The 19,456-nt window shown below is 73.3% G+C and carries 16 protein-coding genes and 1 pseudogene; 7 read left to right on the plus strand and 10 right to left on the minus strand.

Annotated elements, in window-relative coordinates; all coding sequences use genetic code 11:
• Nucleotides 1–135: 135 nt before the first annotated feature.
• Complete coding sequence (locus ACFFCA_RS13135) at nt 136–4,863, plus strand: ATP-dependent helicase (protein ID WP_375485489.1); 4,728 nt, start codon at nt 136–138, stop codon at nt 4,861–4,863.
• A 10-nt stretch (nt 4,864–4,873) separates the two neighbouring features.
• Complete coding sequence (locus tag ACFFCA_RS13140; protein ID WP_375485491.1) at nt 4,874–5,674, plus strand: Fpg/Nei family DNA glycosylase; 801 nt, start codon at nt 4,874–4,876, stop codon at nt 5,672–5,674.
• A gap of 1 nt (nt 5,675) precedes the next feature.
• Here the strand turns inward: ACFFCA_RS13140 and ACFFCA_RS13145 are convergent, their stop codons facing one another.
• The 6 genes from ACFFCA_RS13145 to rimO form a co-directional block, all read right to left on the minus strand.
• Nucleotides 5,676–6,041 (minus strand): GntR family transcriptional regulator, encoded by a 366-nt coding sequence (locus ACFFCA_RS13145; protein ID WP_375485493.1) that lies wholly within the window; start codon nt 6,039–6,041, stop codon nt 5,676–5,678.
• Entirely contained in the window at nt 6,038–6,556 is a 519-nt protein-coding gene (locus tag ACFFCA_RS13150; protein WP_375485494.1) for a hypothetical protein, read from the minus strand. Before ACFFCA_RS13150 ends, ACFFCA_RS13145 begins: the two co-directional genes overlap by 4 nt.
• A 55-nt stretch (nt 6,557–6,611) precedes the next feature.
• Nucleotides 6,612–7,301, minus strand: a complete 690-nt coding sequence (locus ACFFCA_RS13155) for a TetR/AcrR family transcriptional regulator (RefSeq protein ID WP_375485496.1) — start codon at nt 7,299–7,301, stop codon at nt 6,612–6,614.
• Nucleotides 7,302–7,614: 313 nt separating this feature from the next.
• Nucleotides 7,615–7,977 carry a helix-turn-helix domain-containing protein gene (locus ACFFCA_RS13160; RefSeq protein WP_375485498.1) on the minus strand — a complete coding sequence of 121 codons (363 nt, stop codon included), beginning with the start codon at nt 7,975–7,977 and terminating at the stop codon, nt 7,615–7,617.
• Between the two features lie 170 nt (nt 7,978–8,147).
• On the minus strand, nt 8,148–8,942 hold the full coding sequence (gene pgsA, locus ACFFCA_RS13165) for a CDP-diacylglycerol--glycerol-3-phosphate 3-phosphatidyltransferase (protein ID WP_375485500.1): 795 nt from the start codon (nt 8,940–8,942) through the stop codon (nt 8,148–8,150).
• Entirely contained in the window at nt 8,939–10,360 is a 1,422-nt protein-coding gene (gene rimO / locus ACFFCA_RS13170) for a 30S ribosomal protein S12 methylthiotransferase RimO (protein WP_375485502.1), read from the minus strand. Before rimO ends, pgsA begins: the two co-directional genes overlap by 4 nt.
• A gap of 62 nt (nt 10,361–10,422) precedes the next feature.
• Here rimO and ACFFCA_RS13175 point away from each other — a divergent pair, with 62 nt between their 5' ends.
• On the plus strand, nt 10,423–10,926 hold the full coding sequence (locus ACFFCA_RS13175) for an amino-acid N-acetyltransferase (protein WP_375485504.1): 504 nt from the start codon (nt 10,423–10,425) through the stop codon (nt 10,924–10,926).
• Between the two features lie 89 nt (nt 10,927–11,015).
• Entirely contained in the window at nt 11,016–11,180 is a 165-nt protein-coding gene (locus ACFFCA_RS13180; RefSeq protein WP_375485506.1) for a hypothetical protein, read from the plus strand.
• Nucleotides 11,181–11,374: 194 nt separating this feature from the next.
• Here the strand turns inward: ACFFCA_RS13180 and ACFFCA_RS13185 are convergent.
• The 3 genes and pseudogenes from ACFFCA_RS13185 to thyX all read right to left on the minus strand — a co-directional run.
• Nucleotides 11,375–13,818 (minus strand): annotated as a pseudogene (locus tag ACFFCA_RS13185) (DNA translocase FtsK 4TM domain-containing protein); the annotation flags it as partial.
• Nucleotides 13,819–13,948: 130 nt separating this feature from the next.
• Nucleotides 13,949–14,839, minus strand: coding sequence for a 4-hydroxy-tetrahydrodipicolinate synthase (gene dapA / locus ACFFCA_RS13190; protein WP_375485508.1), 891 nt, complete (start codon nt 14,837–14,839; stop codon nt 13,949–13,951).
• A gap of 29 nt (nt 14,840–14,868) precedes the next feature.
• On the minus strand, nt 14,869–15,621 hold the full coding sequence (thyX, locus tag ACFFCA_RS13195) for an FAD-dependent thymidylate synthase (RefSeq protein WP_375485510.1): 753 nt from the start codon (nt 15,619–15,621) through the stop codon (nt 14,869–14,871).
• Nucleotides 15,622–15,826: 205 nt separating this feature from the next.
• Here thyX and ACFFCA_RS13200 point away from each other — a divergent pair, with 205 nt between their 5' ends.
• Both ACFFCA_RS13200 and ACFFCA_RS13205 read left to right on the plus strand, forming a co-directional pair.
• On the plus strand, nt 15,827–16,417 hold the full coding sequence (locus ACFFCA_RS13200) for a toxin-antitoxin system HicB family antitoxin (protein WP_375485512.1): 591 nt from the start codon (nt 15,827–15,829) through the stop codon (nt 16,415–16,417).
• 37 nt (nt 16,418–16,454) lie between these two features.
• Entirely contained in the window at nt 16,455–17,261 is an 807-nt protein-coding gene (locus tag ACFFCA_RS13205) for a hypothetical protein (RefSeq protein ID WP_375485514.1), read from the plus strand.
• 8 nt (nt 17,262–17,269) lie between these two features.
• On the opposite strand, the gene ACFFCA_RS13210 is transcribed toward ACFFCA_RS13205, so the two are convergent.
• The gene (locus tag ACFFCA_RS13210; protein WP_375485516.1) at nt 17,270–18,496 is read right to left on the minus strand and encodes a winged helix-turn-helix domain-containing protein; all 1,227 of its coding nucleotides are present in this window, start codon (nt 18,494–18,496) and stop codon (nt 17,270–17,272) included.
• A gap of 100 nt (nt 18,497–18,596) precedes the next feature.
• Between ACFFCA_RS13210 and ACFFCA_RS13215 the strand changes: the two genes are divergently transcribed.
• The gene (locus ACFFCA_RS13215) at nt 18,597–19,280 is read left to right on the plus strand and encodes a DedA family protein (protein ID WP_375485517.1); all 684 of its coding nucleotides are present in this window, start codon (nt 18,597–18,599) and stop codon (nt 19,278–19,280) included.
• Nucleotides 19,281–19,456 lie beyond the last annotated feature (176 nt).

The raw sequence follows: 19,456 nt of genomic DNA on the forward strand, positions 1-19,456 counted from the left end.
CGACCGGTCCGCGCCACCCGGAACGGGCGTCGCGCGGCCCCCGGCCGGAGCCGGAAACCGTGACCGGACCCGGCTCGTCGGATGCTGCGTGACGGCGCGGGTGGGAGGCTCGGGGCTTCCGCTTGCACATCCACGGTGGAACCGAGGACTGGTCGCGATCACAGGCTATCAGCGCGGGCGGCGACATCCCAAACCGCGACCTCTCCTGAACGCTGCTGCGAGCCCCGGGATTCCGGCGCAACGGGCGTTGTCGGTGGGCGAGGGCAGGATGGTGTGGTGCACCGCTTCTCCCCCGCCACCCAGGCCTGGCTCGACGGCGCCTTCGACGCGCCGACCGCGGCCCAGGTCGGCGCGTGGGACGCGGTTGCCTCCGGCGACCACACCCTGGTCGTCGCGCCCACCGGGTCGGGCAAGACGCTGGCCGCGTTCCTCTCGGCGCTCGACCGGCTGGCCGCCGAGCCGGTGCCCGAGGATCCGAAACGACGCTGCCGAGTGCTGTACGTCAGCCCCCTCAAGGCGCTCGCCGTCGACGTCGAGCGCAACCTGCGCGGCCCGCTCGCCGGGATCCGCCAGGCGTCGGCACGCCTGGGCCTGCCGGAGCCGGACATCACGGTGGCCATGCGTTCCGGTGACACCCCCGCCGACGAGCGGCGCCTGTTCGCCCGGCGCCCTGCCGACATCCTCATCACCACGCCCGAGTCGCTGTTCCTGCTGCTGACCTCCGCCGCGCGCGAGTCGTTGAAGGGCGTCGACACGGTCATCGTCGACGAGGTGCACGCGGTGTGCTCCACCAAGCGCGGCGCCCACCTCGCGGTCAGCCTGGAGCGTCTCGACTCGCTGCTCGATCGGCCCGCGCAGCGGATCGGCCTGTCGGCCACCGTCCGGCCCGTCGACGAGGTCGCGACGTTCCTGGCCGGCGGTCGCAACGTCACCGTCGTGCAACCGGTGTCGCAGAAGCAGGTCGAGCTGAGCGTCGTCGTGCCCGTCGAGGACCTGTCCGCGATCGGCGAGCCCACCGACGACCTCACCGGCGCCGCGGCCGGCGCGACCCGCCGGGCGTCGATCTGGCCGCACGTCGAGGAGCGCGTCCTGGACCTCGTCCAGTCGCACCGGTCGACCATCGTGTTCTCCAACTCCCGCCGGCTGGCCGAGCGGCTCACCGCGCGCCTCAACGAGCTGGCCATGGAGCGGGCAGGGGCCGCGATCGAGCAGGCGGGCGGCGAGCGACCCCCGGCCGAGATGATGGCCCAGGCCGGCTCCGGGCGCCCGGCCGGCGAGATCGTCGTGGCCCGCGCGCACCACGGGTCGGTGTCCCGCGAGCAGCGCGCGATCGTGGAGGAGGAGCTCAAGGGCGGCCTGTTGCCCGCGGTGGTGGCCACGTCCTCGCTCGAGCTCGGCATCGACATGGGCGCCGTCGACCTCGTCGTGCAGGTCGAGTCGCCGCCGTCGGTCGCCGCCGGGCTGCAGCGGGTCGGGCGGGCCGGCCACCAGGTCGGGGCGGTCTCCCGCGGGGTGATCTTCCCGAAGTTCCGCGGCGACCTGCTGGAGTGCGCCGTCGTCGCCGAGCGGATGCGCGACGGGCTCATCGAGTCGATGCGCTACCCCCGCAACCCGCTCGACGTGCTGGCCCAGCAGATCGTGGCCATGGTCGCGCTCGACACCGTCACCGTCGACGAGGTCGAGGAGCTCATGCACCGCGCCGCGCCGTTCGCCGGCCTGCCGCGCTCGGCCCTGGAGGCCGTGCTCGACATGCTGGCGGGGCGCTACCCGTCCGACGCCTTCGCCGAGCTGCGCCCACGCCTGGTCTGGGACCGCGTCACCGGCGAGCTCACGGCCCGCCGGGGCGCCCAGCACCTCGCCGTCACCAGTGGCGGCACCATCCCCGACCGCGGCATGTTCGGCGTCTTCCTGGCCTCCGGCGAGGGGCCGGGACGTCGGGTCGGCGAGCTCGACGAGGAGATGGTCTACGAGTCGCGGGTGGGCGACGTCTTCCTGCTCGGCTCGTCGTCGTGGCGCATCGAGGACATCACCCACGACCGGGTGCTCGTGACGCCGGCGCCGGGTGAGGTCGGCAAGATGCCGTTCTGGAAGGGTGACCAGCCGGGTCGGCCCGTCGAGCTGGGTCGGGCGCTCGGCGCGTTCCTGCGCGAGGTCGCCCAGGCCACCCCCGACGAGGCGACGGCGCGGGCCGGGGCGGCCGGGCTCGACGCATGGGGCACCTCGAACCTGATCACCTACCTCGACGAGCAGAAGGCGGCGACGAACCAGCTGCCCGACGACCGGACGATCCTGGTCGAACGCTTTCGTGACGAGCTCGGCGACTGGCGCCTCGTCGTCCACTCGCCCTTCGGCGCTCCCGTCAACGCACCGTGGGCGCTGGCGATCGCTGCCCGGCTGCGCGAGCGGTACGGGCTCGAGGTGTCCTCGATGCACTCCGACGACGGCATCGTGCTGCGCCTGCCGGACACCGACGCCGAGCCGCCGACGGGTGAGATCGCGGTGTTCGAGCCGGACGAGATCGAGGCGCTGGTGACCTCCGAGGTCGGCGGGTCGGCGCTGTTCGCCTCGCGCTTCCGGGAGTGCGCCGCACGGTCGCTGTTGCTCCCCCGGCGCGACCCGCGCCGGCGCACCCCGCTGTGGCAGCAGCGGCAGCGCGCGAACCAGCTGCTGCAGGTGGCCAGCGAGTACGGCGACTTCCCGGTCGTGCTCGAGGCGATGCGCGAGTGCCTGCAGGACGTCTTCGATCTGCCCGGGCTGCTCGGCCTCATGCGCGACCTGGCCTCGCGCACGGTCAAGCTCGTCGAGGTCGAGACGCCGTCGGCCTCACCGTTCGCCCGCTCGCTGCTGTTCGGCTACGTCGGGCTGTTCCTCTACGAGGGTGACGCGCCGCTGGCCGAGCGCCGCGCCCAGGCGCTGTCGCTCGACTCCGCGCTGCTCGCCGAGCTGCTGGGCGCCACCGACCTGCGTGAGCTGCTCGACCCCGACTCCATCGCCCAGGTCGAGTCCGACATCACCCGACTCACCGAGGACCGCCACGCGCGCGGCCCCGACGGCGTCCACGACCTGCTCCGCGCGATCGGTGACCTCACCACAGAGGAGGCCCTGGCCCGCGGCGCCACCCCGCAGGACCTCGCCACCCTCGAGGAGTCCCGTCGCGTCATCCGGGTGCGCATCGCAGGCGAGCAGCGCTGGCTGGCCATCGAGGACGCCGGCCGCGTCCGCGACGCGCTGGGGGCAGCCCTGCCGGTCGGGGTGCCCGAGGCGTTCACTGAGCCGGTCCGCGACCCGCTCGGCGACCTCGTGTCGCGGTTCGCCCGCACCCACGGGCCGTTCGTCGCCCAGGACGTCGCCGCGCGTCTCGGCCTCGGGGTGGCGGTCGTGACGACCGCGCTGGTCCGGTTGAGCACGTCCGGCCGGGTGGTGCAGGGCGAGTTCCGTCCCGGCGGGATCACGACCGAGTGGTGTGACGCCGAGGTGCTGCGCGCGATCCGCCGTAAGTCGCTGGCCGCGCTGCGCAAGGAGGTCGAGCCGGTCCCGCAGGAGGCGCTGGCCCGGTTCATCCCGGCCTGGCAGGGCCTGGGGCTGCGTTCGTCCCGGGGCGTGGACGCACTGCTGCGCGCCGTCGAGCAGCTGGCCGGCGTGGCCGTGCCCGCCAGCGCCCTCGAGACCCTGGTACTGCCGAGCCGGGTGGCGGGCTACTCCCCCGCGCTGCTCGACGAGCTGACCCTGTCCGGCGAGGTCGTGTGGGCCGGCGCCGGTTCGCTGGCCGGCAACGACGGGTGGGTGACGCTCGCGCCCGCCGAGATCGCCGGGCTGATCCTGCCGCTCCCCGACGAGATCGACGACCCGCTGACCCTCGCCGTCCGCGACGCGCTGGCCGGCGACGAGGCGCTGTTCTTCACCTCCCTCGTCGCCCGTGCTACCGCGGCCGGCGGCTTCGAGACCGACGAGGCGGTCACCCGCGCGGTCTGGGACCTCGTCTGGGCCGGCCTGCTCACCAACGACACCCTGGCCCCGATCCGCGCCCGCCTGGCGGGCGGCAAGACCGCCCACGCGCGCAAGCCGCGTCCGCCGGTGCGCCGGCGTGGCCGCTACGCCGGGCTGAGCCCCACCGGCGGCGCCGCGTCGAGCCTGCGCCCCACGCCGTACGGCATGGGCGGGCGGTGGGCCGCCGTACCGGCGCGCGATCTCGACCCCACCCGCCGGGCCCTGGCCGCGGCCGATGTCCTGCTCGACCGCTACGGGGTCGTCACCCGCGGATCGGTGGCCGGCGAGCGGATCACCGGCGGTTTCTCGGCGGTCTACCCGGTCCTGAAGACCGCCGAGGAGTCCGGCCGCGCCCGGCGCGGATACTTCGTCGAGGGTCTGGGCGCCGCGCAGTTCGCCCTCCCCGGCGCCGTCGATCGGCTGCGCGCCGAGGGCCGCCCCGCCGACGCTCGGGCCCGGGACGCGTCCTCGCGCGACGGGCGGGCCGGCGACGGGTCGGCGGCACTGGTGCTGGCCGCCACCGACCCGGCCAACCCCTACGGCGGTGCCGTGGCCTGGCCGGAGGCTCCGCGCCCGGAGGACGGCGGCCGGGGGCATCAGCCGGCTCGCAAGGCCGGCGCGCTGGTCGTGCTCGTGGACGGGGCCCTGGCCCTCTACGTCGAGCGCGGGGGTCGCACCCTGCTCTCGTTCAGCGACGACACCGCCGTGCTGCAGCCTGCCGCGGACGCCCTGGCGCTCGCCGTGCGCGACGGGGCACTGGGCAAGCTGGCCGTCGAGAAGGCCGACGGCGCCCCGGTCACCGGGTCCGCACTCGGCGAGGCGCTGGCCGCCGCCGGGTTCCGGCCCACCCCGCGCGGCCTGCGACTGCGGGCCTGACGGGTGCATCGTGCCCGAGGGTGACACCGCCTGGCTGACCGCGCACCGCCTCGACCAGGCGCTGGCCGGCCGGGTCGTCACGACCTTCGACCTGCGCGTGCCCGAGCTCGCGACCAGCGACCTGACCGGCGAGACCGTCATCGAGGTGCTGGCCCGCGGCAAGCACCTGCTGACCCGGTTCGACGGCGGCCTGACCCTGCACAGCCATCTGCGGATGGACGGCTCGTGGTACCTGGCGCGCACCGGCGGCCCTCCGCCGCGCAAGCACCCCGAGCACATGGTGCGCGCCCGGGTCGGCAACGAGGAATGGACGGCCACTGGCTTCCGCGTCCACGACCTGCGCATCGTGACCCGCCAGGGTGAGGACTCGCTCGTCGGCCACCTGGGCCCGGACCTGCTCGGCCCGGACTGGGATCCCGACCGCGCGGTCGCGAACCTGCTCGCCGACCCGGATCTCGCCATCGGTGAGGCGCTGCTCGACCAGCGCCTGCTGGCCGGCGTCGGCAACATGTACAAGGCCGAGGTGCTGTTCGTCGAGCGCGTCCACCCGTGGACGCGCGTCGGCGAGGTCGCCGACCTGCACGCGCTCGTCACCACGGCCCAGCGGTTGCTGCGCGTCAACCGCGACCATCCCGAGCAGTCCACCACCGGGATACCGGGGCGAGGACGCGAGCACTGGGTCTTCGAGCGCGGCGGGCAGCCCTGTCTGCGGTGCCGTACGCCGGTCCGACGGGCCGACCAGGGCGAGCCGCCGCGGGCCCGCGGCACCTACTGGTGCCCGACGTGCCAGCCGGACCGGCGACACGACTGAATCAGTCGAGCAGGGCGGCCCGCACGATGGCCAGTGCCTCGTCGGCCCTTACACCGGTCTCGCGGGCCAGGACGGCGTAGCGCGCCGCCGCCTCCTGCACCCGGGTACGACCCCTGTCGCCTCGCGCCGAGACCACCGTGCCGGCTCGCCCGCGGGTCTCGACCAGCCCGGCCGCCTCGAGCTCGCGGTAGACGCGCGCCGCGGTGTTCACGGCCACGCCGAGCTCATCGGCCAGGGCGCGGACGGTCGGCAGCCGCGTGCCGGCCACCAACGCGCCGTCGGCGATCTGCGTCGCGAGCTGGGCGCGGACCTGCTCGTACGGCGCGACCGGCGAGCCGGCGTCGATCGACAACCTGACCGCGGTCATGGGCGACCGTCCGGTCGCGGCTGTCCCCGGGCGGCGAGCAGCGTGCGGGAGCGTTCGAGCCGCTCGAGCGCCACCAGCAGTCGCAGCTGCTCGCGCAGCGCCAGGTCGAAGGTGGCGCGGGAGCGGACCAGCACCTCGCGAGCGGCTCCCACATGGGACGACGACACGTCCTGCAGGTCGTCGAGCTGGTCGAGGGCGGACCCCACCACGTCCCGCTGCACCTGCAGGCCGTCGACGTTGCTCCGGAACGGGATGGCCTCGACCTCGCCGTCGTCTCGGGCGGTCTCCTCGGCGACCCGCCGGGCGAGGACCAGCGCCTCGTCGAGCTGGGCGCGGGCACGTACGAGCCGTCGGTGCTGCTCGCGGATGGCCTGCTGGACCTCGGCCTGGCCGAGCAGCGCGCTCGACGCGGCAGTCGCCGCTTCGTCCCGACGCTCGACGAGGTCGACGATGGCCCCACGGATCCGGTCGGCCGTCAGATCCGGCGACGGCTCGTCACGTCGGAACCAGGGCATACGGACATGGTGACGCGTCGACGCCGCAGTCGGCCAGGGGACGTCTGGCCGCCGGTCAGGCGGAGCGCGCGTCGGACGGGGCCGGCGCGGCGTCCGGCAGGGCCGGCAGCCCGGCCACCAGGATGACGACGTCCGCGGCGATCGCATCGGGGGTCGACGGGCTCAGCAGGAACGACCCGAGCCACCGCAGCACCGTGTCGGCGCCGCCCCGCCCGTTGTGCGCGAGGTGGGCCGACACCGCGGACTTCGCGAGCTGCCAGGCCTCGCACGTGTCGTCGATGCGACCCAGCCGGGCCAGCGCGGCCGGCTCGACCGCGGCCAGCCCCTGCCGCACCGGGTTGCGCGAGATGCTGATCGCGGTGTCGGCGAGCGCGCGCTCCAGCGGCTTGTCGGCTGCGGCTTCGACGAGCGCGCCGACTTGATGCACGACGAGGGCCGACAGCACCGCCTCGCGGGTGCGGAAGTGGTTGTACAGGGTTGCCTTGGCGACCCCGGCCGCGATCGCCACCTGCGCCATGGCGATCCGGGTGCCGCTGGTCGTGACGGCCTGGGCCGCGCCGGTCAGCAGGGCGGTGCGCGTGCGCGACATCGCGTTGCCCGCGCGGGTGCGTGTGCCCGTCGTTCGGACGGGGGCCGCGGACGCGATCGACGGCTCCTCAGCGGGGCGGCGCACGGCCGGGACCGGGCGGATTGCATCCGCGCCGGTGGTGTGGCGGAACAACGTGTCGATCGGCGGATTACTCATGCCCGTGGCCTCCAGGAAGGTGCGTGGACACCAGGCTGGTCCTTCGGAGGCGCGCTGCGGGGAGGCGCGTCGACCCGCCAGCAAGACTGTGACGGATGAGGCTCAAGGGTCTCGTGTGACGAGACGGCTCGGCCCCGACAGCGCCGCCGTGGGTCGTTACGACAGCGACGGAGCGGTCGTCGCGACAGCAACGGAGCGGGTCCCTCCGACAGCGACGGGGCGGGTCGTCGCGACCGCAACGCGGCGGGTCGCCTCGACAGCGACGGAGTGCGTCGCTTCGACAGCAACAGCGGCGGTGCGGACCGTGAACCGGTCAGGCAGCGACCTCGGCGATGGCGCTGGCTTCGCCGGCGTGCGCCTGGTCGGCCGGCGGGGCCGGCGTCATCCGTGCCGAGCCGGAACCCGGGATCACCGCGACCCGGCTGTTGATCAGCGCGAGCTTCTCCTCGCGGCGCAGCGTCTGGCTGACCTCACCGAACAGCTCGGACAGTTCGACGTTGAGCGCCCGGCAGATCGCGGCGAGGAGCTCCGAGGACGGTTCCTTCTGGCCGCGCTCGACCTCGGACAGGTAGCCCAGGCTGACCCGGGCGCTGGCGGACACCTCCCGCAGCGTCCGGCGCTGACGCATACGCACGGCGCGCAGGGTGTCGCCGACGACCTGTCGAAGAACGGGCATGTGCTGACCCCCTGGCCGGTGACTCGGGAACGTCTCGTCTCGGATTTCACCGTACCCGCAACGACTGACACGGACCGATGGCTCGAACGGTGTCCGCTCAGAGCGAACAATCAGTCCAACGGGTGAAGACGCTGACGGATTCCCGAGCAGCAGCGGGCTCGAAGCGCGTGTCAGCGAGCGCGGGCGAGGGAATCGCGGCGGAGCCGGACGGCGCGAGCCACGTAGTCGGCTCCGGTCGCGAGCGCGACGACGATCGCCGCGATCATGACGACCCAGGCGATCGGGCGCAGCCAGTCGCCGACCGGCAGCAGCACGAACAGCCCGGTGGCCACGGCCTGCAGCAGGGTCTTGAGCTTGCCGCCCCGGCTGGCGGCGATGACCCCGTGCTGCAGCACCCAGAAGCGCAACAGGGTGACCCCGACCTCGCGGGCGAGCATGACCACCGTGACCCACCAGGGCAGGTCGCCCAGTACGGACAGTCCGATGAGGGCCGCGCCGATCAGCGCCTTGTCGGCGATGGGGTCGGCCAGCTTGCCGAAATCGGTGACCAGCCCACGCTTGCGCGCCAGCTCGCCGTCGATGCGATCGGTGACCGAGGCGACCGCGAACACCGCCCAGGCGAGCACGCGCATCCCGAGATGGTGGCCACCCTGGGCGAACAGGGCGACCACGAAGACCGGGACGAGCAGCAGGCGCAGCACCGTGAGCGCGTTGGCGATGTTCCAGGCCGACGCGGGGCTCGGTGGGTCGCCGATCGGGTCCTCGGTGAGTCGCGGCAGTCCGGGCCGCGGCCGGACCGGACGGGCGCCGGGCACCGGTCCGAGGGCCGACTCGTGGCCTGACGTGTTGGCTGACGTGCGGGCCGGCGCGTGGTCGGCGGCGACGTCCCGCGCGCTCTCAGGGCCGGCGACGACGTCCGGCGCCCCCACCTGCTCGGAGGCGGACACGTGGTCGGCAGCGCTCACCGGGGTTCGCCGATCGGCTCGGCGACGAGGTCGACCCCCTCGGAGTCGGTGACGAATGCGTCGACGATGCGTCCACGCGCGATGCCCTCGGCCTTCACCAGCCGGACGATGCCGTCGACCTCGGGGCCCTGGTGCGCCCCGCGCCCGATGAGCTCGGTCTCCCCCGGCTCGTCGGTCCACGAGTCCTCGACGAGCACCTCGACCCGGGTGCCGATGCGGTCCTCGGCGCGCTGGCTGGCCAGCTCGTGGGCCAGCGAGCTGATCCGCTCGACCCGCTCGGCGATGACGTCGGCGGGCACCTTGTTCTCGAACGCGACGGCGTCGGTGCCCTCCTCGTCGGAGTAACCGAAGACCCCGATGGCGTCGAGACGGGCCTCGGACAGGAAACGTTCCAGCTCGGCCACGTCGTCCTCGGTCTCCCCCGGGAACCCGACGATGACGTTGCTGCGCGCGCCGAGGTCCGGGGCCAGTGCACGCGCGCGGGCGAGCAGGTCCAGGAAGGCGTCGGTGCCGCCGAAGCGCTTCATGCGGCGCAGCACCGACGGGCTGGCGTGCTGGAAGGACAGGTCGAAGTACGGCGCCACGCCGGGCGTGGTGGCCAGGATGCGCAGCAGGTCCGGTCGCAGTTCGGCGGGCTGCAGGTAGGACACCCGCACCCGCTCGATCCCGTCGATCGCACCGAGCTGCGGCAGCATCGTCTCGAGCGCGCGCAGGTCACCGAGGTCCTTGCCGTAGGACGTCGAGTTCTCGCTGACCAGCACCAGCTCGCGCACACCGGTGGACGCCAGCCACGCGGCCTCGCCGAGCACGTCGGCGGGCGGCCGGGAGACGAACGACCCGCGGAAGGACGGGATGGCGCAGAACGTGCAGCGGCGGTCGCAGCCCGAGGCGAGCTTGAGGTAGGCGGTGGGCGCGTCGTCGAGCCGGTTGCGCAGCACGGTGGTCGGCAGCCAGGCGTGGCCGGGCACCGCGACGTCGACGGCCGCTGCGGGCCGGTGGGTCGGGGCGACGGGCAGCAGGGTGCGGCGGTCACGCGGCACGTGCGGCGCGACCGGTCGCCCGGCGGCGACGTCGTCCAGACGGGCCGCGATGTCGGCGTAGGAGTCGAAGCCCAGCACGGCGTCGGCCTCCGGCAGCGAGGACGCGAGCTCGTCGCCGTACCGCTCGGCCAGGCAGCCGACGGCGACGACCTTGCGCCCGGTGTCGGCCGCGGCGAGCAGGGTGTCGATCGAGTCCTTCTTCGCGGAGTCGATGAACCCACAGGTGTTGACGACGACGACGTCGGCGTCGTCGGCGTCCGCCGTCAGGGCCCAGCCGCCGTCGCCGAGACGACCGGCGAGCTCCTCGGAGTCGACCTCGTTACGGGCACACCCCAGGGTGACGAGGGCGACGCTGCGGGGGGACTCGGGCACAGCCATACGGTACCCGCGGCGGCGCGACGGCCGTGCCGAGCGCCGGACGCGCTCGCTAGCCTGGACACGTGCCAGCCGTCGTCCGGCGCGCCCGGACCGCGGACGTGCCCGCCATCAAGGCGATCGTCGACCTCTACGCGGGCTCCGGTCGCAAGATGCTCGCCAAGGAACTCGTGACGCTGTACGAGGACGTCCAGGACTTCCTCGTCGCCGATCTCGACGGGCGGGTCGTCGGCTGCGGCGCCCTGCACGTGTTGTGGGCCGACCTCGGCGAGATCCGCACCCTGGCCGTGCACCCCGACCACGGTCAGCAGCGCATCGGACGCGAGCTGCTGGACGCGCTGGTCGACACCGCGCGCGAGCTCGGCCTGGCCCGGTTGTTCGCGCTGACGTTCCACACCGGTTTCTTCGGCCGTGCCGGCTTCGTCGAGATCGAGGGCGCCCCGGTCGACCCGGACACCTACGACGCGTTGCGCCGCTCCTACGACCCGGGCGTGGCGGAGTTCCTCGGCCTCGAATACGTCAAACCGAACACCCTGGGCAACGCCCGGATGCTGCTCGACCTCGCGTGACGAGGGCCGCGCACTGACACGCCCATCCGCGCGCCTGCCCCACCGGTGGTGATCACGGCGCTAGCGTCGCGCCCACGGAGGTGAGTGTCATGGCGACAATCGACCGGATCGACTCGGGATACACGGCCTGGACACCGTCGTCCGCCGGCCTGGCCACCGACGACGAGACCTACACCGGACGGCACCGCCGCCCCGAGTCGAGCAGGGCACTCTCGCTGCGTCGGCTGTTCTACATGGCCAAGCATCGCCGCTGACCAAATCCCGCACCACGCACGACGGCCTCCCGCCCTTTCGGACGGGAGGCCGTTCTTGTTGCGTGTCAGGTAGAGGCGGGTCAGAAGGGGTCGGAGCCCGTCGGCAGCGGCTCCACGGTGACCGGCCCGGCCGGGCGCTCACCGAGCGGCAGGTCGTCGTCGTCCTCGGGGGTGACGAGGTCGTCGGCCGTGCCGCCGTTGCGCAGCGTGTACAGCAACCCGGCGAGCTCGTCGGGCATGACCAGCACCTCGCGCGCCTTCGAACCCTCCGACGGGCCGACGATCGAGCGCGACTCCATGAGGTCCATGAGCCGGCCCGCCTTGGCGAAGCCGACGCGCAGCTTGCGCTGCAGCATCGACGTCGACCCGAACTGGGTGGACACCACGAGCTCGACGGCCGACAGGAACAGGTCGAGGTCGTCGCCGATCTCCTCGTCGATCTCCTTCTTGGCCGCCTGGGGCGCGGTGACGTCGTCGCGGTAGGACGGCTCGAGCTGCTTCTTGCAGTGCTCGACGATCTGGCTGATCTCGTCGTCGGTGACGTAGGCACCCTGCATGCGCGCCGGCTTGGAGGCCCCCATCGGCAGGAACAGCGCGTCGCCCTTGCCCAGCAGCTTCTCCGAGCCCGGCTGGTCCAGGATGACCCGCGAGTCGGCCAGTGAGGAGGTCTTGAAGCCCAACCGGGACGGCACGTTGGCCTTGATGAGGCCGGTGACGACGTCGACGGACGGGCGCTGCGTGGCGATCACCAGGTGGATGCCGGCCGCGCGGGCGAGCTGGGTGATGCGCACGACCGAGTCCTCGACGTCGCGTGGCGCGACCATCATCAGGTCGGCCAGCTCGTCGACGATGACGAGCAGGTAGGGATAGGCCTGGTAGACGCGTTCGGAGCCGGGCGGGGCCTTCAGCTCGCCGCTGTGCACCTTGCGGTTGAAGTCGTCGATGTGGCGCACGCCCGAGGTCTCCATGTCCTCGTAGCGCATGTCCATCTCGCGGACGACCCATCCCAGGGCGTCGGCTGCCTTCTTGGCGTTGGTGATGACGGGCGTGACCAGGTGCGGGATGCCCTGGTAGGCCGCGAACTCGACCCGCTTGGGGTCGATCAGCACCATGCGGACCTGGTCGGGCGTGGCCCGCGTGAGGATCGACAGGATGAGGGTGTTGATGCAGCTCGACTTGCCGGCGCCGGTGGCGCCGGCGACGAGCAGGTGCGGCATCCGCGTCAGGTTGGCGACAACGAAACCGCCCTCGACATCCTTGCCGAGCGCGACGAGCATCGGGTGCTGGTCGCGCTGCGCGACGTTGCTGCGCAGCACATCGCCGAGCATGACGACCTCGGGGTCGGCGTTGGGGATCTCGACGCCGACCGCGCTCTTGCCCGGGATCGGGCTGAGGATGCGCACCTCCGCGCTCTTGACCGCGTAGGCGATGTTGCGGGTCAGGTTGGTGATCCGCTCGACCTTGACGCCGGGCCCGAGGGTCACCTCGTAGCGGGTGACCGTGGGTCCGCGGTTGAAGCCGGTGACGGCAGCGTCGACGTCGAACTCGGCGAACACCTGCTGCAGCGACGCGATGACCTCGTCGTTGGCCTTGGTGTGCGCCAGCGGCGGCGGACCGGACGCGAGGTCCTTGATCGACGGCAGCGTGTACAGGCCGCCCCCGCCGGACAGCTCGAGCTGGATCGGGCGGTCGATGGGCGGCAGCTCGGGTTCGGGCGGCGCGACCTTCGGCTGACGGGGCTTGCGGGCTCTGACCGGCGCGTCGGGCGCGTCCGGCGTGTCGACGGCGTCGTCCGGCCCGGCCGGCGCGTCGATGGGCGCGATCTCGCCCGTCGCGGCGTCCGGGTCGGCCGCCGGCGCGGGTGTGCGGCGCCGCCGCCGGGGCGCCTCGACCGTGTCCACGGCCGTGGCGTCGTCGTCCGTCGCGTCGCCGTGGTCGGAGGCCTTGTCCAGCCCCAGCACGCGGCGGAAGAACTCGACGAGCACGCTGATCGGGGTCGCGGTGGCCACGAGGATGCCGAAGCAGCCGACGACGGTCAGCAACGGGACGGCGATGGCCTCGGACAGCCCGACCGTCAGCGGCTTGCCGATGGCGTACCCGAGCAACCCGCCGGAGTGGGCGCGGCCGTGGCCGGTCGTCGGGTTGTCCGACCACAGGTCGAACAGGCCCAGCACCGACACGACGATGGCGAAGGAGCCGACGACGAGACGCCCCCGGGACTTCGGTTCGGGCGCCTGCCGCAGCATGTGGCCCCCGCCGGCGAGCAGCACGAGCGGCACGAGATAGGCGCCGGTGCCGACCACGAACCGGTAGGCGGTGTCGATGCCTTCGCCGACCGGGCCGGCGGCGTGGAACCAGACGGCCATGACGCTGATCAGGCCGAGGGCGAGGACGCCGAGGGCGGCGCCGTCCCGGCGGTGCTCGGGAGGGAGTTCGCGGGCGCTGGCGGCGTTGCGTCCGACGGCGCGGGCGCTGCCGCCCACCATGGTGGCCACGCCGTGCCAGATCGAGCCGACGGCGCGTCCGGCGCCGACCAGCGGCGCCGCCAGCGGGTTGGGTCCGGCCTTGCGGCCGGTCGTCGCGCCGCGGCCCGACGACGCCACGGTCCGCGCGGATCCGCCGCGCGACGGCGTCTTGCGAGCGGTCTTGCGCGCGGGCGGACGGCTGCGAGTTCCGGTTGTACCTGCCACCCGTCGAACCTAACGGTCAGCTTGAGGGTTGCCGCGCAGGCGCGCGGTCGGGGCAGGCTCCGCCGGCGCGGGTCGGTGCTACAGGCCGGCGGCGGCGAGGTCGGCGCGCAGGTGGCTGATCTCGTGGTCCGTGGCGTCGACGAGCGGCAGGCGCACCGGCCCGACATCGAGCCCCCGGAGCTTCAGACCGGCCTTGACCAGGATGGTGCCCTGCGTCCGGAAGATCCCGGTGTAGATCGGCAGCAGCTGCCGGTGCAGGCGCAACGCCTCGGCGACGTCGCCGCGCTCGAAGGCCTCGATCGAGGCCTTGGTCTGCGCGGCGCAGAAGTGCGTGGACGTGCCGACGACGCCGACCCCGCCCAGGGCGAGCAGCGGCAGGGTCGCGGCGTCGTCACCGGCGTAGTAGGCCAGGTCGGTCTCGGCCAGGACCCGCGCCGAGGCGGTGAAGTCGCCCTTCGCGTCCTTCACACCGACGATGTGCGGGTGCTCGGCCAGCGCGAGGAGCGTCTCGGTGGCGATCGGTACGCCGGAGCGCCCGGGGATGTCGTAGAGCAGGGTCGGCACGTCGGTGGCGTCCGCGACGGCCCGGAAGTGGGCGAGCAGGCCGGACTGCGGGGGGCGCGAGTAGTACGGCGTGACGCAGAGCAGGCCGTGCGCGCCGGCCTTGGCGGCGGACTGCGCGAGGTGGATCGAGTGCACGGTGTCGAAGGTGCCGATGCCGGCGACGATGTGCGCCCGGTCGCCGACCGCGTCGACCACGGCCACCACCAGGTCGTGCTTCTCGGCGTCGGTCGTGGTCGGCGCCTCACCACCGGTGCCGTTGAGGACCAGCCCGTCGTTGCCCACGACGTCGACGAGGTGCGTCGCGAGCTCGACGGCCTTGTCGAGGTCGAGGGCGCCCGAGACGTCGAAGGGCGTCACCATCGCGGTCAGGACGCGCCCGAAGGGGCGATGCACTGAAGCTTCCACGGCTCGAGTTTAGCCGCGCGGTCCTGTGCTCAGCCCTCGCTGACCATCGGGCTGGACGCGACCTCGGTGCCGTCGGGCAGGGTGAGGATCTCGAAGTCCGCGAACGCGTTGGGCGCGATCCGGTTCAGCTCCCGCAGGCACGCGATGGCCAGCTCGCGGATCTCGACGTCGGCGTGCTCGGAGGCACGCATCGCGACGAAGTGCCGCCAGGCCCGGTAGTTGCCGGTGACGACGATGCGCGTCTCGGTGGCGTTCGGCAGCAGCGCACGCGCGGCCTGGCGGGCCTGCTTGCGCCGCAGCGTGGCGTGCTCGACGTCGGCGAACTTCTTCTCCAGGCCCTCGAGCAGCTCGGTGTAGGCCGCGACCGCGGCCTCTGAGGCGTCGACGAACTTGGCGTGCAGGTCGGGGTCCGAGGCGATGACGTCGGGCTCGACCATGGCCGCGTCCTTCTCCGGGACGTAGCGCTGCGAGAGCTGCGAGTAGCTGAAGTGCCGGTGCCGGATCAGCTCGTGGGTCAGCGAGCGGGAGATGCCCGACAGGTAGAACGTCACGCTGCCGTGCTCGAGCACCGACAGGTGACCGACCTCGAGGATGTGGTGCAGGTACCCGGCGTTCGTCGCGGTGGCCGGGTTCGGCTTCTTCCAGGACTGGTAGCAGGCCCGTCCCGCGAACTCGGCGAGTGCCTCACCACCGCCCGCATCGGTCTCCCACGGCACGTCCGCCGGCGGCTCGAAATGCGTCCAGGCGATGGCCTGGACCTTCAGCGGAACGATGTCGGTCATGGGCGGGCTCCGGGACGAGAGGGGCGGCGGGTGGCCCGGCCGGCGAGGGCGCGGGACCGGCCGTTGGACGCGGTGCCCGACTCTAACCGCCACCGGTCGTGCCGCCGCACCGCGACGCGCACACGATGTGGTGGTCGGCTGGACCTGGCCCGCCGGGCGTCACCGTGACGTTGCGATGACGCCAATGTGATGTCATGGTGGTGTCATGCAGCTCTCCCCCATCGTGTCCCAGGTCCATGACCAGCTCACCGCTGCGGCGGCCCTCGGCGACGAGCGCACCCAGCACGTGGCCGCGTCGCTCGCCGCGGCCGCCGGTCCCGCCGTGCGGCTGGCCGTGCTCGAGGCGCTGTCGGCCGCGGCGGACGAGATCACCGCGGCCCTGCTCGACCATCCGGGCTCACCGGCGGTCTCGGTGCGCGTCAACGGCTCGGGCGGCGCCGGCGGCGAGGACGTGCTCGTCAGCGTGCGCGACACGGCGAGCGTCCCCAGCGCCGAACCGCGCACCGACGACGGCGACTCCAGCGCGCGCATCTCGCTGCGGCTGTCCGAGTCGCTCAAGACCGACGTCGAGCAGGCCGCGGCGAAGGAGGGCGTGTCGGTCAACACCTGGCTCGTCCGTGCCGCAGGCGCCGCGCTCGAGCCCAACCCGTTCGCCGCGCTCGGCGCCTTCGGTCGTGGGCTGGGCCGCGCGGCGGGTCGCGGTGGCTGGCCGGGTGGGGGCGACCGTGGTCCCGGCGGGCCGCCCGAGGGCCCGGGCGGGTCGCACTCGCGCATCAGCGGCTGGATCGACGGCTGACCACGTTCCCGCGCCATCGGACGATCAGGAGATCACCATGACCGTGCAGACCTTCCCCCTCACGGGGCCTGTCAACCTCGCGGCGCGTCTCGGCCACGGCTCGCTGCTCGTGCGGGCGGTGGACGGCCTCGACGAGGCCCGGGTGGAGCTCGAGGGCCCACCCGACGCCGTCGAGCGCATCACCGTGGAGCTGTCCGGGCCCACCCTGCGGGTGAACGCGCCGCGCCAGGGCGGCCTGGCCGACGTGTTCGCCGCGCTGCGGCCGGGCCCGGGCGCCGCGGGGCCGGTGCAGGTCACCGTCACGGTGCCGTCCGGTACCGCGCTCGACCTGTCGACATTCACCGCCTCGGTCACGGTGGAGGGTCGTTGCGGCGGGGCCGCCGTGGCATCGGCCGTCGGCACGGTACTGCTCGACGAGGTCGACGGCGACCTGGGCGTGCGCTGCGGCACCTCGCAGGTCGAGGCCACGCACGTGACCGGTGCGGCGCGCGTCCGTTCCGCCAACGGCAGCGGCCGTTTCGGCCGCGTCGACGGTGACCTGGAGGTCGGCGTCGGCCGTGGCACCGTGACCGCGGGCCGGGTCGGTGGGCGCGTGCACTGGCGCAGTGGCGCCGGTGAGGCCAGCCTCGACGCCGTGTTCGGCGACGTCGACATCGCCACCGGCTCCGGCGCGGTCCGCATCGGCCTGCCGGCCGGCGTCACCGCCCGCGTCGACGCGACGAGCGGCTCCGGCGAGGTCGTCAGTGACCTGCCCGTCAGCGACGAGCCGGCGAACCGCGAGCACGTGATCACCGTGCGGGCCCGCACCGGCACCGGCGGCGTCCGGCTCTTCCGCGCCGCCTGACGCGACTGCTACAGCGCAGCGGCGAGGGTGGGCGCGAGGTCGCCGCGTGGCCGCACCTCGATCGCGGACAGCCCCTGCCACTGCGCCACCAACTCCAGCTCGGCGGCCAGCTCGCCGGCCACGTGACGGGCGTCGTGGCCGGGCTCGACCCACGAGCTCTGCACGCGCAGCACGCCTGCCTGGCGGTCGGACTTGAGGTCTACGCGGCCCGCGAGCGTCTCGCCGAGCAGGAACGGCAGCACGTAGTAGCCGAAGCGCCGTTGCGGCTCGGGGACGTAGATCTCGATGCGGTAGTGGAAGTCGAACAGTCGCTCGGTGCGGTCGCGGAACCAGATGAGCGAGTCGAACGGCGACAGCAGGGCCCGGGCCGCGACCGCGCGCGGTCGGCGCGCCTCGTGCCACATCCAGGCCGGTAGCGTCCAGCCGGCCACCTCGACCGGGATCAGCTCACCGCTGTCGACGAGCTCGGCGACGGCCCGCCGGGTGTCGACGCTGGGGATGCGGAAGTAGTCGCGCAGGTCGGGCTCGGTGGCGACGCCGAGGGCCCGGGCCGAGATGCGCACCAGCTCCCGCTTGGCGTCCTGCTCGCTCGGTGTCGGCACGGCGAGCAGCTCGGCGGGCAGCACCCGTGTGGCGAGGTCGTAGTAGCGCTCGAAGTGGACCCGCTTGGCCGTCGTGATCCGGCCGGTCCAGAACAGGTGCTCGAGGGCGACCTTGCCGTCGTGCCAGTTCCACATGTGCCCGGGCCGCGGCTTCGGGCGCGGGATGCCGGTGTCGCCGGCGACGATCGGGCCCTGGTCGACGACGAGTTGCTCGACGTCGGCGACCAGCGTGGGGTTCTCGTGGGCGATGCGCCGGATCGAGTCCCAGGGGTCGAGGTGCGCGCGCTCCATGCGCCAGCGCAGCAGCGGGTGGTAGGCCAGCGGCACCAACGACGCAGCGTGCGCCCAGTACTCGAACATCTCCCGCCGCCGCGGCTTCGCGGTGTAGGCCGTGAACTCGTCCAGCAGCTCGCGCGGGTAGGGACCGAGGCGCGCGAAGACGGGCAGGTAGTGGCTGCGCGAGAACACGTTGACGGAGTCGATCTGCAACAGGCCGACGCGGTCGATGACGCGCCGCAGGTGCCGGGCGTCGACGCGGCCGGTCGGGCGCGGGTCCGCGAACCCCTGTGCCGCGAGCGCGATGCGCCGCGCCGCCGAGACGGACAATCGGGCCGGCCGCGCCGCTGCTGTCACGCTGTCCTCCGCACGAGCGCACCTTACGGAAGGGTTCCGACGCGGGACGGCACGCGGCCGACGCGGGACGCCGCACAGACCACCATGGGACGATCGCTGCGTGTTCGAGAGCATCCTGCGCAGCATCGGCGACTCGACCGGGTCGTGGCTGTACCTCATCGCCGCTGCCCTGGCCTTCGCCGAGGCGGCGATCCTCGTGGGCATGGTGCTGCCGGGCGAGACCGCCCTGCTGGTGGCGGGCGTCTTCTGCAACCACGCGTACGGGCACCTCAACCTCGGCATCATGATGGTCGTCGCGGTGGTGAGCGCGGTGGCCGGCGACTCGGTCGGTTACGAGTTCGGCCGCAAGTTCGGGCCGTCGCTACGTCGGTCCCGTCTCGGGGTCTGGGTAGGGGAACCGCGCTGGGAGACCGTCGACGCGTTCATCCACAAGCACGGTGGCAAGGCCGTGTTCCTCGGCCGGCTGACCGCGTTGTTACGAGCCCTCATGCCGTCGATGGCCGGCATGAGCGGGATGCGCTACCGCACGTTCCTCGCCTGGAACGCCGCGGGCGGGTTGATCTGGGCACCGGGCTGCGTCCTGCTCGGCTACGCCTTCGCGTCGGCCCTGGACGTGGTCGGTTCGACCCTGACCTGGGCGCCGCTGGCGCTACTGGCGATCGTGGTCGTCGTCTACGGCGGCATCCATCTGCGCAAGCGTCGCCGCGAGCGCGCCGACGCCGCTGCCTACGCCGCGAACCAATCCTCGGACGCCGATCCCGCCCCGACCGGCCCGACCGTCTGATTTCCGTAATCCCCATCGCGCGGGACACCAGTCGATCTTGTGCCTAGGCTGCTCGCTCATGACCGACGACAACGGGCAGCAGCAGCCTTCCGGCCGGCCTCCGTACGGGCAACAGCCTCCCTACGGGCAACAGCCTCCCTACGGGCAACAGCCTCCCTACGGGCAACAGCCTCCCT

Origin of the sequence: uncultured Jatrophihabitans sp., assembly GCF_964252635.1 — a bacterium.
Lineage (GTDB): Bacteria > Actinomycetota > Actinomycetes > Mycobacteriales > Jatrophihabitantaceae > Jatrophihabitans.